This is a genomic window from Dactylosporangium sp. NPDC051541, from assembly GCF_044454505.1.
Lineage (GTDB): Bacteria > Actinomycetota > Actinomycetes > Mycobacteriales > Micromonosporaceae > Dactylosporangium.
In genome coordinates, this window is record NZ_JBITDU010000003.1 from 890887 (window position 1) to 905677 (window position 14791).

Here is a 14791-nt window from a genome sequence, read left to right on the forward strand (position 1 = left end):
GACGACGGGCGGTCACCCGGTCCGGGTGAGGGGGTGCGGCCCTGGCAGACTGGACGACATGCGATGGGCGGTGATCGTCACGGTTGTCGTCGTTCTCTTGGGGGCGCCGCAAGCAGCGTTCGCGAAGGTCGAAGGTCCCCAAGCGGCCTGCCGGATCACCGACCCCGCCGTCACCGAGGCGTCCGGCCTGGCCGCGCTGCCCGGCGGCGGCTACCTCGTCGAAAACGACTCCAACCCCGAGCCGCGCAAGACCCGCCTCTTCTCCCTCGGCCCCGACTGCAAGGTGACCCGCAGCGTGGGCTACCCGACGACGGCCCGCGACCCCGAGGACCTCGCGGTCGACAGCAAGGGCACGGTGTGGATCGCCGACATCGGCGACAACAGCCCGCTGACCGGCGGCTCCGGCAAGCGCCGGGAGACGATCGCGCTGTGGACCCTGGCGCCTGGGGCGAAGAGCATGAAAATCCATCGGCTGCGGTACCCCGACGGCGTCCCCCGCGACGCCGAAGCGCTGCTCATCGACGGCGCCGGCCGCCCGATCATCGTCACCAAGGACCCCAGCGGCCAGGTGTTCCGCCTCGACACCCCGCTGCCGACCGACAACACGGAAGGCGCCCCGCTGACCGCCATCGGCAAGTTCGAGGCGACACACAGCGGCACCAGCAACCCGTTCGGCTTCTTCGGCGACGGGTTCGTCACCGGGGCGGCCGTGTCGCCGGACGGCACCAGAGCGGTCGTCCGCACCTATGCCGACGCCTACGAGTTCGACGTGTCCGGCGGCGATGTGGCCAAGGCGATCACGTCCGGCCATCCGCGGGTGACGCCCTTGCCGGACGAGCCGCAGGGGGAGGCCATCGCCTACACCGCCGACGGCAACGACTTCCTGACCGTGTCCGACCAGGCGGGCCCGACGACCATCCTGCGATACACAGTGGACCGCCCGCGCCCTTCCTCACCACCCGCGTCGAGCCCGCAGCCCAGCGGCTCGGCCAGTGCCGGCAGTTCGGCCTCGGAAGCGGCGGCCGCCGTCCCCGACCGGCAGGGCAAGGTGGCGCTCCTCACCGGCGCGTTCGTCGTCGTGGCGGTCGGCCTGGTGGCGGCCGTGGCGAGGCGGGCCCGGCGGCGGTGAACTCCGCGTGTGCCGTTGCCGGGTCGTGGGGCGTCCGTCGTGGTGGCGGCGGTGAACGGGCAGTCCGGTGTCGACGGTCGTGCGTCCGCGTGACACGATCGTCACCGACGGACAAGGGGGAGGCGGTTCTGGGGTGGTGCGCATCGAGGTCGAACGCGCGACGACACGCGACATGCGCCGGCGCAACCGCTCGACGCTGCTGTCGGAGCTGTTCTTCCGCGGCCCGCTGAGCCGCCACGACCTGAGCCGCATCACCGGCCTCAGCGCCGCGACCGCGAGCAGCGTCACCGCCGAGCTGCTCCACGAAAACCTGATCATCGAGGCCGGCCAGATCGAGTCCGATGGCGGCCGCCCCCGCGTCCTGCTGCGGGTCAACCCCGACTTCGGCCGCCTGGTCGGCGCGGACGTCGGCGAGACCGGCGTCAAGGTGGAGCTGTTCGACCTGTCGATGGCCCGCCTGGCCGCGGTCGACGAGCCGCTGCCGTCCTCCCGCCCCGACCCGGCCGCGGTTGCGGGCCAGCTCGAGGCCGGCATCCGCGCCGTGCTCAAGGACGTCGACCCGGAGTCGGTGCTGGGCATCGGCATCGGCGTCCCCGGCACGGTCGAGCAGGCCGACCCCCCGCTGGTCTACGCCCCGACCCTGGGCTGGCGCGGCGTGTCCTTCCACACCCTGCTGCGGGAGCGCGGCATCACGGCCCCCCTGTTCGTCGAGAACGGCGCGAAAACCCAGGGCCAGGCCGAGATGTGGTTCGGCGCGGGCCGCGGCGCCGGCAACGCCGTCATCGTCCTCGTAGGCTCCGGCGTAGGCGCCGCGGTGATCACGAACGGCACCGTCTACCGCGGCGCGAGCAGCAGCGCCGGCGAGTGGGGCCACACAACGGTCGTCTACGGCGGCCGCCAGTGCCGCTGCGGCGCGCGGGGCTGTTTGGAGGCCTACGTGGGCGCCGAGGGCCTGCTGGAGCGATACCGCACCCTGGACCCCGACCACCCGGCCACCGACGGCGAGATAGCCGACGTGACCGCCCTGATCGCCGCCGACTCCCCGGCCGCCACCGAAACCTTGACCGAAACCGCCGGCATGCTCGGCGCCGGCATCGGCAACCTGGTCAACCTCTTCAACCCGGAACGAGTGGTCCTGGGCGGCTGGGCGGGCCTAGCGCTAGGCGCCCGCTTACTACCCCAAATCCGCGAGGCGGCCCGCGAACAAGCGCTGGAGCACCCCTTCGGCCAGGTCTCAATCGAACTGTGCGAACTGGGCCCCGACGCAGTAGCTTTCGGCGCCGCCACCCTCCCCATGGCCGAACTCCTACGCCGAGCCTCCCGCCCTTAACCCCGCAAACCCGCGAGGCGACCCGCGAGCAACCGTTGGAGCACCCCTTCGGCCAGGTCTCAATCGAACTGTGCGAACTGGGCCCGAACGCGGTAGCTTTCGGCGCCGCCACCCGCCCGTAATCCCGTCGGCGCGAACCAGCCGCGGCAACCGGCAAAAGGCCACCGCCGCCAATCCACAATCCGCAATCCGGCATTTCGTCGCCGCAGGCGCCCCCGAATCGCCACCACCGAATGTCGACCACAACGGACCGCGCAGCGACAGACGAACCTCAGCCAACAAACCGCACCCAAACAACGGCCCGGACCACGCTACCCGGTAGTTCCCATCGGCCGAGCCCACATCGCGGTGCCCCTCCAACCGCACGACATCTTCCTCCGACGACGCAGCGTCACAGGCGTCGTCAACATCGAGGGCGACGGACGCCGGCTCCTCCACCCGCCGCCGAGACGCCCAGACCCGCAGCCACTCCTCCTGGCTGACGGGCACGCGGCCGCCGAAGATCCGCCGAAGCTTCGCCTCATGCCGCCGTTCAAGTCCCCAGTCGCGTTGTTCTTTGTGCACGCGGCGGAACTCTTCCACGATCGGGCTGTATTTCCGCGACCGTGTCCGATCGCGCATTGTTGCCTCTTCGCTCTTGCTGAAAAAGCTCATCTGCCCGCGCATGTATTGATTATCCCAAACCTGGAGATCGAATGCATCCACCTATTCCGGCTCGTATTTGTGGCGCTCGTTACTCCGGCTGGAGGGGCACCGCAACGTGGGCTCGGCCGATGGGAACTACCGGGTAGCGTGGTCCGGACCGTAGGTTGGTTGCGGTTTGTTGGTTGCGGTCCGTGGAGAATGTGGCGGGTCCGTCGTGGTCATTTTTCGGTGGTAGCGATTCGTGGCGCCTGCGGCGACGAAAGCGGGTTTCTTCAGGATTTCGGCTCAGGGTTTTGGTGGGGTTACGAGGCCGGACTCGTAGGCGATTACGACCAATTGGGCGCGGTCGCGGGCGTGGAGTTTGGTCATGGCTCGGTTGATGTGCGTCTTCGCGGTTATCGGGGTGATCACCATGCCGGCCGCGATCTCGTCGTTGGACATGCCCTGAGCGACCAGGGTCACGGCCTCGCGTTCGCGGGTGGTGAGTTGTCGCAGCGCTGTGGTGGCGGTCGGGGATGGTGGGTGGGCCACGTAGCGTTCGATCAGGCGCCTGGTGATCGACGGCGCCAGGAGGGCGTCGCCGCGGGCGGCTACTCGGACGGCGTGCAGGAAGTCTTCCGGGAGGATGTCCTTCACCAGGAAGCCGGCGGCGCCGGCGCGCAGGGCGCCCAGCACGTACTCGTCGAGGCCGTAGTTCGTCAGGACCACCACGTGCACCGCGGTCAGGTCCGGGTCGGCGGCGATGCGCCGGGTCGCCTCGATGCCGTCCACGCCCGGCATCCGTACGTCGACGAGGACGACGTCGGGGTGGTGCTGCCGGGCCAGGGCCACGCCGTCGCCGCCGTCGCCGGCCTCGCCGACGACCTGGATGTCGTCCTCGGCGTCGAGCAGGGCCCGGAAGCCGCTGCGGATCAGGGGCTGGTCGTCGACGAGCAGGACGCGGATCACGGGCCGCCGTCCACGGGGAGTTCGGCCCGGACCGTGAAGCCGCCGCCGGGGCGGGGTTCGGCGCGCAGGCGGCCGCCGAGGGCGGTGACCCGTTCGCGCATCCCGAGCAGGCCGACGCCCGGGACCGGTGGGCGGTCGGGGGTGGCGGTGCCGTCGTCGTCGACCTCGACGACCACGAAGTGCGGGCGGCAGGAGATCCGCACGGAGGCGCTCGAAGCGGCCGCGTGGCGGGTGACGTTCGTCAGCGCCTCCTGCACGATCCGGTACGCCGTGCGCTCGACCACGCCGGCCGGGGAGGTGGGCTCGCCGTCGACGGCCAGGTGCGCGTCCAGGCCGGCGGCCCGGGCCCGCTCGACCAGGTCGGGGATGCGGTCCAGGCCGGGCGGGGGTGCGGTGTCGTCCTCGCGCAGGGCCTCGAGGGTCGTACGCAGTTCGCGGGCCGCTTCCCGGCCGGCGTCGCGGATCGCGAGCAGCGCCGGGGGGACGGGCTCGCCGCGCTTCTGGGCCAGGTGGACGGCCGCCTCGGCCTGGACCTTGATGACCGAGATCTGGTGGGTGAGGGTGTCGTGCAGTTCCCGGGCGATGTGCAGGCGCTCCTCGTCGGCGCGGCGGCGGGCGGCCTCCTCCCGGGTCCGTTCGGCGGCGTCGGCCCGGCGCTCGGCCTGGCGCAGCGCTTCACCGGCCGCGGCCGCCGCGATCAGCCAGGCCAGTTCGAGCACGCCCCGGGCCCGGGCCATGGCCGCGGCCGCGTCGGCGGACCCGCCGGCCAGGGCGGCCAGGGGCAGGCCGGCCAGCATGGCGACGCTGACGGCGGCGGTGGCGACGCGGTGGCCGGCCCGCATCGCGGCGTAGACGGCGACCAGGTAGGCCACCGCGAACACGTCGAAGCCCGCGGCCTGGTAGCCGGCCGCGCACAGGCCGGTGGCGATGAGCACCGGGACCGGCTGCCATCGCCGGGCGACGAGCGCGAGGCCGCCGGCGGCGAGCAGGGTGTAGGCGAGCGCGCCCGGGCGATGCTCCGCGGCCCCGCTGACGACGAGGATCGCAGCCACGCCCACGCCGATCACGACGTCCCAGACTCCGACCCGCCGAGCGCCCATGCGGGCACGATAGCCGCCGATCCGCCGCTGCGACTCCTGCCGCAGGACCGATGCGGACTGCTGCGTTCGCAGTAGCCCGGCGAAACCTGCCACCGGAGCAGCACCCGAAACTGCCGACTCGGGCACGACGACCGACCACGGCCCGGGCGGACACGATGGCGACATGAATGGATACCTGACCATCGATCGAATGGTGGCCACCGTGGCCGCGCTGGTGACACTCGCCGCGGTCATCGTCGGAGCGCTCGCGATCGCCCGCCGCGGCCGGTTCGGGCGGAACGCGTTGATGATCACTGCGATAGGCGGTGCCGCGGGCGCGGCCGTCGGCGTCCTGCTGCTGGCCACCGCGGACGGGGGCCCGGGAACCGGCAACGGTGTCGTCGGGGCCGGGGCGGCGGTGGTCCTGGGACTGGCGGCGGCGGTCCTGGGCGGCCTGGCGATCAGACGGGCCGATCAAGCACGCCGATAAGCAACGGCCTGGTCACGGCGGGTGGCGAGGCTCAAGGGGACCTTAACGGCACCCCTTTTTTTACCTCTTTTATTGACGCGTGATGGATCTGGTCATAGCCTGCCCTCAATCTGGAAAGGCGCTTAACAGATAGGTTGCCGGCCAGTTCTGCCGCGCGCCCGACCGGGGTCACCCTCATGTGAAAGGCCCCTCATGGCAAAAACCCGCCTGCTCCGCCGCGGAGTCATCGCCGCGGCCGCCCTCGCCGTCATCGGCGTGGTCGGTGTCGTGGCGATGAACTCCGCGTCCGCCGCCACGGTCGGCCAGATCACCGGCTTCGGCGGCAAGTGCGTCGACGTGGCCGCGGCCAGCTCGGCGAACGGCACGCAAGTGCAGCTCTACACGTGCAACGGTTCGAACGCCCAGCAGTGGACCATCGGCGACGACGGCACCATCAAGGCGCTCGGCAAGTGTCTCGACGTGAACGCGGCCAGCTCCGCGAACGGCACCAAGGTGCAGATCTACGACTGCAACGGTACGACCGCTCAGAAGTGGTCCCGCAACAGCGACGGCACCCTCCGCGCGCTCGGCAAGTGCCTCGACGCCACCGGCAACAGCTCGGCCGACGGCACCCCGCTGCAGATCTGGGACTGCTTCGCCGGCGCGAACCAGCGCTGGACGCTCCCCGGCGGCACCACCACGCCGCCCACGACCGGAGGGCCGACGTCCAACCCGCCGACCTCCAACCCGGCGATGGGTGCCGCGCCGTACGCGTACCTCGGCTGGGGCAACCTGCCGGACCCGCGCACCATCATGAGCGCGACCGGCATCAAGTGGTTCACGATGGCGTTCATCCTCTCCAACGGCGCCTGCGAGCCGCTGTGGGACGGCAACCGGCCGCTCACCGGTGGCCAGGACCAGACCACCATCAACAACATCCGCGGCGCCGGCGGTGACGTCGCCGTGTCGTTCGGCGGGGCCAGCGGACCGTGGCTGGAGCAGACCTGCAGCAGCGCGAGCGCGCTCGCCGCGGCCTACCAGAAGGTCATCAACGCCTACGGGCTCAAGGCGATCGACATCGACATCGAGGGCACGGTGTACAACAACCCGACCCTCCAGCAGCGCACCATCGACGCGCTGAAGACGGTCAAGGCCAACAACCCGAACACCGCCGTCTACGTCACGTTCCCCAGTGACCGCAACGGGCCGGACTCCACGATGATCAACCGGGCCGCGGCCAGCGGGCTGACCGTCGACGCGTGGACCATCATGCCGTTCGACTTCGGCGCGGCCGGGCAGAACATGGGCAACCTGACCATCCAGGCGGCCGAGGGCCTCAAGAACGCGGTGAAAAACGGCTACAAGTACACCGATGACCAGGCCTACCGGCACTCCGGCATCTCGTCGATGAACGGCATCACCGATGTCGGCGAGACGGTCACGGTGGCCGACTTCCGCACCATGCTCGCCTACGCGCAGCAGCACCACCTGGCCCGGTTCACGTTCTGGTCGGCCAACCGCGACCGGCCGTGCAACGGCGGCAGCACCAACGACGACACGTGCAGCGGCGTCTCGCAGAGCGCGTGGGACTTCACCAAGGTCATCGCCCAGTACAAGGGCTAGACCCACGAGCGGGTGCCCCGGTATGCGGACGGCCGGGGCACCATCCAATACCGGAGGGTGGCATACATCGGGGATCAAACGGTGCCGTGGCGGCCGTAGGTTGCTCTTCGTCCAACGAAGACACACCGCGAACGCACTTGCGGTACCACATAAAGGAATCCTTGATGTTCAAGCGTCTCCTGCCCGTCCTAGCCGTCTCCGGCGCCGCCCTCCTGCTGACCGCGGCGTGCGGCGACGACAAGCCGGAAGCCCCCAAGACCGAGTCCGCCGCCTCCGCCGCACCCTCCACCCAGGTGCCGGCCTCCGCGAGTGCCAAGCCGAGCGCGAAGGCGAGTGGCAACAACGGCAAGCTCGAGTTCTCCACTGTCGGCAAGCTGACCGGGGAGCTGTTCACCAAGGACCCCGACTGCCCGTTCGGGCAGTGGGACGCCAACTCCACCGGCGTGGAGGCCAAGTACCGCTCGGCCGTTGCGAGCTTCAAGCAGTTCGACTGCTACGAGAAGAAGGGCGCCGCGCTCCCGCACCGCGGGCAGCAGGCCGTCTTCGTGGAGTTCAAGGCGGCCAACGCGGCCAAGGCCTACGCGCAGGACCAGGCTTCGATGTATCCGACGCTGATCGTCGGCAGCACCGTCGTCGTGGGCGGCACCGGCCTGTCGAAGACCGACATGAAGGCCTGGCTCGCCTCCGTCAACGAGACCGCCGGCGGCGCGGGGGAGATCCTGGCCTGAGGGGTCGTCCCGCAGGGGGTGGGGACAGCGATCCGGACCCACCCCCTGAAGGGACAGGTAGTGACACCCTCCACCAAACGGCGGCCTCGCCTGAGGATCGGACTCGCCGTCGCGGCGACCGTCCTGGCCGCCGCCGGCATCGGCGTGTTCGCGATGACGAGCGCGTCGGCCGCGACCGTCGGCCCGATCACCGGCTATGGCGGCAAGTGCGTCGACGTGGCCGCGGCCAGCTCCGCGAACGGGACGCAGGTGCAGCTGTACACCTGCAACAGCAGCAATGCCCAGCAGTGGACGGTCGGCGACGACGGCACCGTCCGGGCCCTCGGCAAGTGTCTGGACGTCAACGCGGCCAGCGCCGCCAACGGCACCAAGGTGCAGATCTACGACTGCAACGGTACCGCCGCACAGCAGTGGTCCCGCAACTCCGACGGCACGCTGCGCTCCCTCGGCAAGTGCCTGGACGCGACCGGCCCGAGCTCGGCCGACGGCACGCCCCTGCAGATCTGGGACTGCTTCGCGAGCGCCAACCAGAAGTGGACGCTGCCGGGCGGCGTCGTCGTGCCCCCTACCAGCACGCCGCCGAACAATCCGAACAACCCCGACCTCGGGCCGAACGTGTCGGTCTTCGACCCGTCGATGTCCCAGGCGACGATCCAGAGCCGGCTCAACACGGTCTTCAACGGGCAGCAGAGCAACCAGTTCGGGGCTCAGCGCTACGCGCTGCTGTTCAAGCCCGGCACCTACAACGTCGACGCCAACGTCGGCTTCTACACCCAGGTCGCCGGCCTCGGCCTGTCGCCGGACCAGGTGACCATCAACGGGGCCGTGCACGCCGAGGCGGACTGGTTCCAGGGCAACGCGACGCAGAACTTCTGGCGCTCGGCCGAGAACCTGTCGGTCAACCCGACCGGTGGCACCGACCGGTGGGCCGTGTCCCAGGCCGCGCCGTATCGCCGTATGCACGTGCGCGGCAACCTGCAGCTCGACGACGGCGGCTGGTCGTCCGGCGGCTGGATCTCCGACTCGGCCATCGACGGGCAGATCCGCTCCGGCTCGCAGCAGCAGTGGATCACCCGCAACTCCACCATGGGCAGCTGGACCGGGCAGAACTGGAACATGGTGTTCGTCGGCGACACGAACGCGCCGAGCGGCAACTTCCCCAACCCGCCCTACACGCGGGTCGCGCAGACCCCGGTCGTGCGCGAGAAGCCGTTCCTCTACGTCGACGGCAATGGTGCCTACCAGGTGTTCATGCCCGGGCTGCGGACCAACTCGACCGGCAACTCGTGGCAGGGCGGGAACCAGCCCGGCGGCTCGCTGCCGATCAGCCAGTTCTTCATCGTGAAGGCCGGCGCCACCGCGGCGTCGATCAACGCCGCCCTGGCCGCCGGGCAGAACCTGCTCTTCACCCCCGGCGTGTACCACCTCAGCGACACGATCCGCATCACCCGCCCCGACACCGTCGTGCTCGGCCTCGGCCTGGCCACGATCGTGCCGGACAACGGCGTGACCGCGATGACCGTCGCCGACGTCGACGGCGTGAAGCTGGCCGGCATCCTGTTCGACGCGGGCACCGTCAACTCGCCGGTCCTGCTCGAGGTCGGCCCCGGCGGTTCGAGCGCCGACCACTCCGCGAACCCGACGTCGCTGCACGACGTGTCCTTCCGCATCGGCGGGGCCACGGTCGGCAAGGCCACGGTCAGCCTGCGGATCAACTCGAACAACGTGATCGGCGACCACACCTGGATCTGGCGGGCCGACCACGGCAACGGCGGCACCGTCGGCTGGAACACCAACACCGCCGCGAACGGCCTCGTCGTCAACGGCGCCAACGTCACGTTCTACGGGCTGTTCGTGGAGCACTACCAGCAGTACCAGGTGATCTGGAACGGCAACGGCGGCCGCACGTACTTCTTCCAGAACGAGATCCCCTACGACGTGCCGAACCAGTCGAGCTGGTCGAGCGGGGGCGGGGCGCAGGGCTGGGCCGCCTACAAGGTGGCCGCGAACGTCACGTCGCACGAGGCCTGGGGCCTGGGCAGCTACTGCTTCTTCTCCACCAACCCGGCCGTCGTCCTCGGCCACTCGTTCGAGGTGCCGGCGACCGCGAACGTCAAGTTCCACGACGTGGTGACGGTCTCGCTCGGCGGCACCGGCACCATCTCGCACGTCATCAACAACACGGGGGCCGCGGTGAACTCCGGTCACCAGGTGGAAGACCTGGTGAGCTTCCCGTAAACGGCCATAAGCTGGCCCGGTGCCGACCGTCCTGATCCTGGGCGGCACCGGGGAGGCCCGCCGGCTCGCCTCGGCGCTGCTGCCCCGCTACCGCGTGATCTCCTCCCTCGCCGGCCGTGTCGCCGACCCGGCCCGGCCGGTGGGGGAGGTCCGCGTCGGCGGCTTCGGCGGCCCGTCGGGGCTGGCAAAATATCTCCTGGACGAGCGGATCGACACGGTGGTCGACGCCACGCATCCGTTCGCCGCGCAAATGTCTTCCAATGCCGCAGTCGCAAGTGCCGCTTCGGGGGTACGTCTTGTGGTCCTCCGCCGCCCCGGATATGACCTGGATCCGAGCTGGCCCCGCGTCGACTCCCTGGCCGAAGCGGCCGAGCGGCTGCCGTCGCTGGGGGAGCGGGCCTTCATCACGACCGGGCGCCAGGGAATCGGATATTTCCGAAATATCGGAATCGCTGGCCTGGTCCGCTGCGTGGAACCGCCCGGCCCGCCCGAACTGCCCGAGCCGCTGCCCGCGAACTTCACCGTCCTGCTCGCGCGTGGACCGTTCACAGTGGACGGTGAAACGGAGCTCATGCGGGAGCACCGCATCGACGTCCTCGTCACCAAGGACAGCGGTGGCGCGATGACGGCGGCCAAGCTCGAGGCCGCCCGGAGCCTGGGGATCCCGGTGGTGGTCGTCGACCGCCCACCGGTCACCCCAGGCGTCCCCGTGCTGTCCACAGTGGACGAGGTGGCCCGGCTACTGCTTGCGTAGCCAGAACGTCAGGCCGGCCGCCTCGTTCGCGGTCGACCCTGGCCAGCCGTCCCCGGCCGCGAAGTCCGTGGCGAGGACCTCATCCGCGATCGCGGCGGCGTGCTCGTCCAGAGCCTCCGCGGTTTCGGCGTCGTCAGCGCGGTACCGCAGCGAGATCCGGTCCGTCACCTCGAGCCCGGTGGCCTTCCGGGCCTCCTGCACCTGCCGGATCACCTCGCGGGCGATGCCGGCCCGGCGCAGCTCGGGTGTGAGGGTCAGGTCCAGCGCGACCGTCGCGCCGGCGTCGCTGGACACCGCCCAGCCTTCGCGCGGCGTCTCGGTCAGGAACACGTCGTCCCGCTCCAGGACGACCGTCTCCCCGCCGACGTCGACGGTCGCCGTTCCGGCCTGCTGGAAGCCCGCGCTCAGCACCGCCGCGTCGGCGGCCGCGACCGCCGCGGCGATCTCCTGCACCCGCTTGCCGTAGCGCTTGCCGAGGGAGCGGAAGTTGGCCTTGGCCGTGGTGTTGACGAGCGAGCCGGTGAGCGGCTCGACCGCCTGCACGTTGAGCTCCTCGGCGAGCAGCTCCAGCAGCTCCGCGTCGAGCCCGTCGAGGCCCTGGGCGGAGACGAGGACCCGGGACAGCGGCTGGCGGGTCTTGACCGTCGCGTCGGCCCGCGCGGCCCGGCCCATCTCGACCAGCCGCCGCACGAGCGCCATCCGCTCCGACAGGGCCGGGTCGACCAGGGCCGGATCGGCGACCGGGTAGGGCGCCAGGTGGACCGACTCCGGCGCTTCGGAGTCGGTGGCCACCACCAGGTCCTGCCAGACCCGTTCGGTCACGAACGGGGTGAGCGGGGCCATGAGCAGCGTGACGGTCGTGACCGCCTCGTGCAGCGTGGCCAGGGCGGCCGGGTCGCCGCGCCAGAACCGGCGCCGGGCCCGCCGCACGTACCAGTTGGACAGGTCGTCGACGAACTGCGCGAGCAGCCGCCCGGCCCTCTGCGTGTCGAACGCCGCCATCGCCGCGTCGACGTCGCCGACGAGCCGGTTGAGCTCGGAGACGACCCACCGGTCCAGCACCGGCCGCTCGCGCAGCGGAACACTGCTCTCGGGCGTCCAGCCGGCGGTGCGGGCGTAGAGGCTCTGGAACGCCACGGTGTTCCAGTAGGTGAGCAGGACCTTGCGCACCACCTCCTGGATCAGCGTGTGCCCGACCCGCCGGGCCGACCACGGCGAGCCCACGGCCGCCATGAACCAGCGCACCGCGTCGGCGCCGTGGCGCTCCAGCAGCTCCATGGGGTCGAGGATGTTGCCGAGGTGCTTGGACATCTTGCGGCCGTCCTCGGCCTGGATGTGCCCGAGGCAGACGACGTTGCGGTAGCTGGACTTGTCGAACACGAGCGTGCCGACGGCCATCAGCGTGTAGAACCAGCCGCGGGTCTGGTCGATCGCCTCCGAGATGAAGTCGGCCGGGTAGCTCTTCTCGAACGTCTCCGTGTTGCGGTGCGGGTAGCCGTACTGCGCGAACGGCATGGCGCCCGAGTCGTACCAGGCGTCGATGACCTCCGGCACCCGCCGCGCGGTGCCGCCGCAGTCGCCGCAGGCCAGGGTCACCTCGTCGATGTACGGCCGGTGCGGGTCGATGCCGGTCACGTCGCGCCCGGCCCGTTGGCCGAGCTCGGCGAGGGATCCGACGCAGGTCAGGTGGCCCTCGTCGCACCGCCAGACGGGCAGCGGCGTGCCCCAGTAGCGGCTGCGGGACAGGGCCCAGTCGATGTTGTTCGTGAGCCAGTCGCCGTAGCGCCCGTGCTTGATCGACTCCGGGTGCCAGTTGGTGTGCTCGTTCTCCCGCAGCAGCGCGTCCTTGACCTGCGTGGTGCGGATGTACCAGGACGGCTGCGCGTAGTAGAGCAGCGGCGTGTGGCAGCGCCAGCAGTGCGGGTAGGAGTGCTCATACCGCACGTGCCGGAAGAGAGCACCGCTCTCGCCGAGCTGTTCGGTGAGCACTTCGTCGGCGTCCTTGAAGAACATGCCGCCGACCAGCGCGAGGCCGTCCTCGAACCGCCCGTCGGGCCGGATCGGGTTGACCATCGGCAGGTCGTAGGCGCGGCAGGTGGCGAAGTCGTCGGCGCCGAACGCGGGTGCCTGGTGGACGAGCCCGGTGCCGTCCTCGGTGGTGACGTAGGTGCCGAGGACGACGAAGTTCGCCCCCTCGAGCGGCACGAGGTCGAACGGCCGCCGATAGGCCCACCGCTCCATCTCCTTGCCGGTGAACGACTCCCCGGTCAGGGTCCAGCCCTCCCCGAGGGCCTTCCCGACCAGGGGTTCGGCCACGAGAAGCCGCTCATTGCCGTCCGTCGCAACGACATACGTGACATCCGGGTGTACTGCCACCGCCGTATTGGACACAAGCGTCCACGGTGTGGTGGTCCAGATCAGCAGAGCGGTGTTCCCGCTGAGCGGCCCGGAGACCAGGGGGAGCCGCACGTACACCGACGGGTCGGTGACGGTCTCGTAGCCCTGCGCCACCTCGTGGTCGGACAGCCCGGTCTGGTCGCGCGGGCACCACGGCGCGACCCGGAAGTCCTCGACCAGGAGCCCCTTGCCGAAGATCTCCTTGAGCGACCACCACACGGACTCGATGTACTGCGGGTCCATGGTCCGGTAGGCCCGGTCCATGTCGACCCAGTAGCCCATCCGCTCGGTGAGCCGCCCGAACGCGTCGGTGTGCCGGGTCACCGACTCGCGGCACTTGGCGTTGAACTCGGCGACGCCGTAGGCCTCGATGTCCTGCTTGCCGGTGAAGCCGAGCTCCTTCTCCACGGCCAGCTCGACCGGCAGCCCGTGGCAGTCCCACCCGGCCTTCCGCGCGACGTGGAAGCCCTTCATGGTCTTGTACCGCGGGAAGACGTCCTTGAACACGCGCGCCTCGATGTGGTGCGCGCCGGGCATGCCGTTGGCGGTGGGCGGGCCCTCGTAGAACACCCACTCCGGCCTGCCCTCGGATCGGGCCAGGCTGAGCCCGAACACATCGCGCTCCTGCCAGAGCGCGAGCACCTGATGATCCAGCGCAGACAGATCCACCTGCGCCGGCACCGGCCGATACATGATCTTCGTACCCCTCCGTCATTGGTCACGGCCGGAGGGACGAGGCTTCGCGCCCCGCGGTACCACCCTCCTTGGCTGTGCTTCGGCACAACCCACTCTTGTGTAGCCACGGCTCCGGGGTGATCTTCACCCGGCGCACACCGCCGGGCTCCCACCGTCCCCGGTTCGCTCTGGGCTGCGTGCTGGACTACTCGTCCCCATCAACACCTGCCCGAAGTATAGGCGCGCGCCCGCCGGCGTCGCCTCCCCATTGCCCCGGACCCGGGTGGCGCACTTTGGGGATACACCGCCGCGGCGGCGCGTCTACTGTTCTGAGCAACGACGACGACGAACAGGCGGACCACACCATGAGCGACTACGACGACGGCGGCCAGCTCGACTCGAGCTACACCGGCGACGACCAGCCCGACACGTTCGGTGCGGGCGACACCGACTTCGGCCACTTCCAGGTGGGCCAGGAGCACAGCGCGCTGGACCAGGTCCACGCGGACAGCGGCTCCGAGACCGACCTGCAGAACCAGTTCGGCGTCTTCGGACACGACTTCTCCCAGTCCGAGTCCACGGCGCTGGAGCAGGGCCAGCACGTCGCCTACAGCTCCGGCTACGACGAGGGCGAGCAGCCCTCCTTCACCGGCGGCGACATCGACGACCTGCACGCCCGCCTGGGCGGCCTGGGCGGCGAGGACGAGCCCGGCGCCTCGGCCGGCCTCGGCGTGGCCTCCAACTAAGGCCACCGCAGCGCAAGCAACCGCAGCTTC

General features: G+C 70.5%; 11 protein-coding genes. 8 read left to right on the forward strand and 3 right to left on the reverse strand.

Annotated elements, in window-relative coordinates:
• The first annotated feature begins 58 nt into the window (after positions 1-58).
• Both ACIA8L_RS18280 and ACIA8L_RS18285 read left to right on the forward strand, forming a co-directional pair.
• A complete protein-coding gene (locus ACIA8L_RS18280; protein ID WP_395905756.1) occupies positions 59-1129 on the forward strand; it encodes a hypothetical protein in 1071 nt (356 codons plus the stop codon).
• A 133-nt stretch (positions 1130-1262) separates the two neighbouring features.
• Positions 1263-2459 (forward strand): ROK family protein, encoded by a 1197-nt coding sequence (locus ACIA8L_RS18285; protein WP_395905758.1) that lies wholly within the window; start codon positions 1263-1265, stop codon positions 2457-2459.
• A 930-nt stretch (positions 2460-3389) separates the two neighbouring features.
• Here ACIA8L_RS18285 and ACIA8L_RS18290 read toward each other — a convergent pair.
• Both ACIA8L_RS18290 and ACIA8L_RS18295 read right to left on the reverse strand, forming a co-directional pair.
• Positions 3390-4052, reverse strand: coding sequence for a response regulator (locus tag ACIA8L_RS18290; RefSeq protein WP_395905760.1), 663 nt, complete (start codon positions 4050-4052; stop codon positions 3390-3392).
• Positions 4049-5152, reverse strand: a complete 1104-nt coding sequence (locus tag ACIA8L_RS18295) for a sensor histidine kinase (protein WP_395905762.1) — start codon at positions 5150-5152, stop codon at positions 4049-4051. The genes ACIA8L_RS18290 and ACIA8L_RS18295 overlap by 4 nt, the downstream gene beginning before the upstream one ends.
• Positions 5153-5315: 163 nt before the next feature.
• Here ACIA8L_RS18295 and ACIA8L_RS18300 point away from each other — a divergent pair, with 163 nt between their 5' ends.
• The 5 genes from ACIA8L_RS18300 to ACIA8L_RS18320 all read left to right on the forward strand — a co-directional run bounded on the left by ACIA8L_RS18300 (position 5316) and on the right by ACIA8L_RS18320 (position 10943).
• On the forward strand, positions 5316-5621 hold the full coding sequence (locus tag ACIA8L_RS18300) for a DUF6223 family protein (protein WP_395905764.1): 306 nt from the start codon (positions 5316-5318) through the stop codon (positions 5619-5621).
• Between the two features lie 192 nt (positions 5622-5813).
• Positions 5814-7223: a ricin-type beta-trefoil lectin domain protein gene (locus ACIA8L_RS18305; protein ID WP_395905766.1), complete on the forward strand. Its 1410-nt coding sequence runs from the start codon at positions 5814-5816 to the stop codon at positions 7221-7223.
• A gap of 164 nt (positions 7224-7387) precedes the next feature.
• Complete coding sequence (locus ACIA8L_RS18310) at positions 7388-7951, forward strand: hypothetical protein (protein WP_395905768.1); 564 nt, start codon at positions 7388-7390, stop codon at positions 7949-7951.
• Between the two features lie 60 nt (positions 7952-8011).
• Positions 8012-10189 (forward strand): ricin-type beta-trefoil lectin domain protein, encoded by a 2178-nt coding sequence (locus ACIA8L_RS18315; protein ID WP_395905770.1) that lies wholly within the window; start codon positions 8012-8014, stop codon positions 10187-10189.
• Between the two features lie 19 nt (positions 10190-10208).
• Positions 10209-10943 carry a cobalt-precorrin-6A reductase gene (locus ACIA8L_RS18320; RefSeq protein WP_395905772.1) on the forward strand — a complete coding sequence of 245 codons (735 nt, stop codon included), beginning with the start codon at positions 10209-10211 and terminating at the stop codon, positions 10941-10943.
• Here the strand turns inward: ACIA8L_RS18320 and ileS are convergent.
• Positions 10929-14033, reverse strand: coding sequence for an isoleucine--tRNA ligase (gene ileS / locus ACIA8L_RS18325; RefSeq protein WP_395905774.1), 3105 nt, complete (start codon positions 14031-14033; stop codon positions 10929-10931). The two genes, ACIA8L_RS18320 and ileS, sit on opposite strands and share 15 nt — an antisense overlap.
• A gap of 347 nt (positions 14034-14380) precedes the next feature.
• Here ileS and ACIA8L_RS18330 point away from each other — a divergent pair, with 347 nt between their 5' ends.
• The gene (locus ACIA8L_RS18330; RefSeq protein WP_395905776.1) at positions 14381-14761 is read left to right on the forward strand and encodes a hypothetical protein; all 381 of its coding nucleotides are present in this window, start codon (positions 14381-14383) and stop codon (positions 14759-14761) included.
• Positions 14762-14791 lie beyond the last annotated feature (30 nt).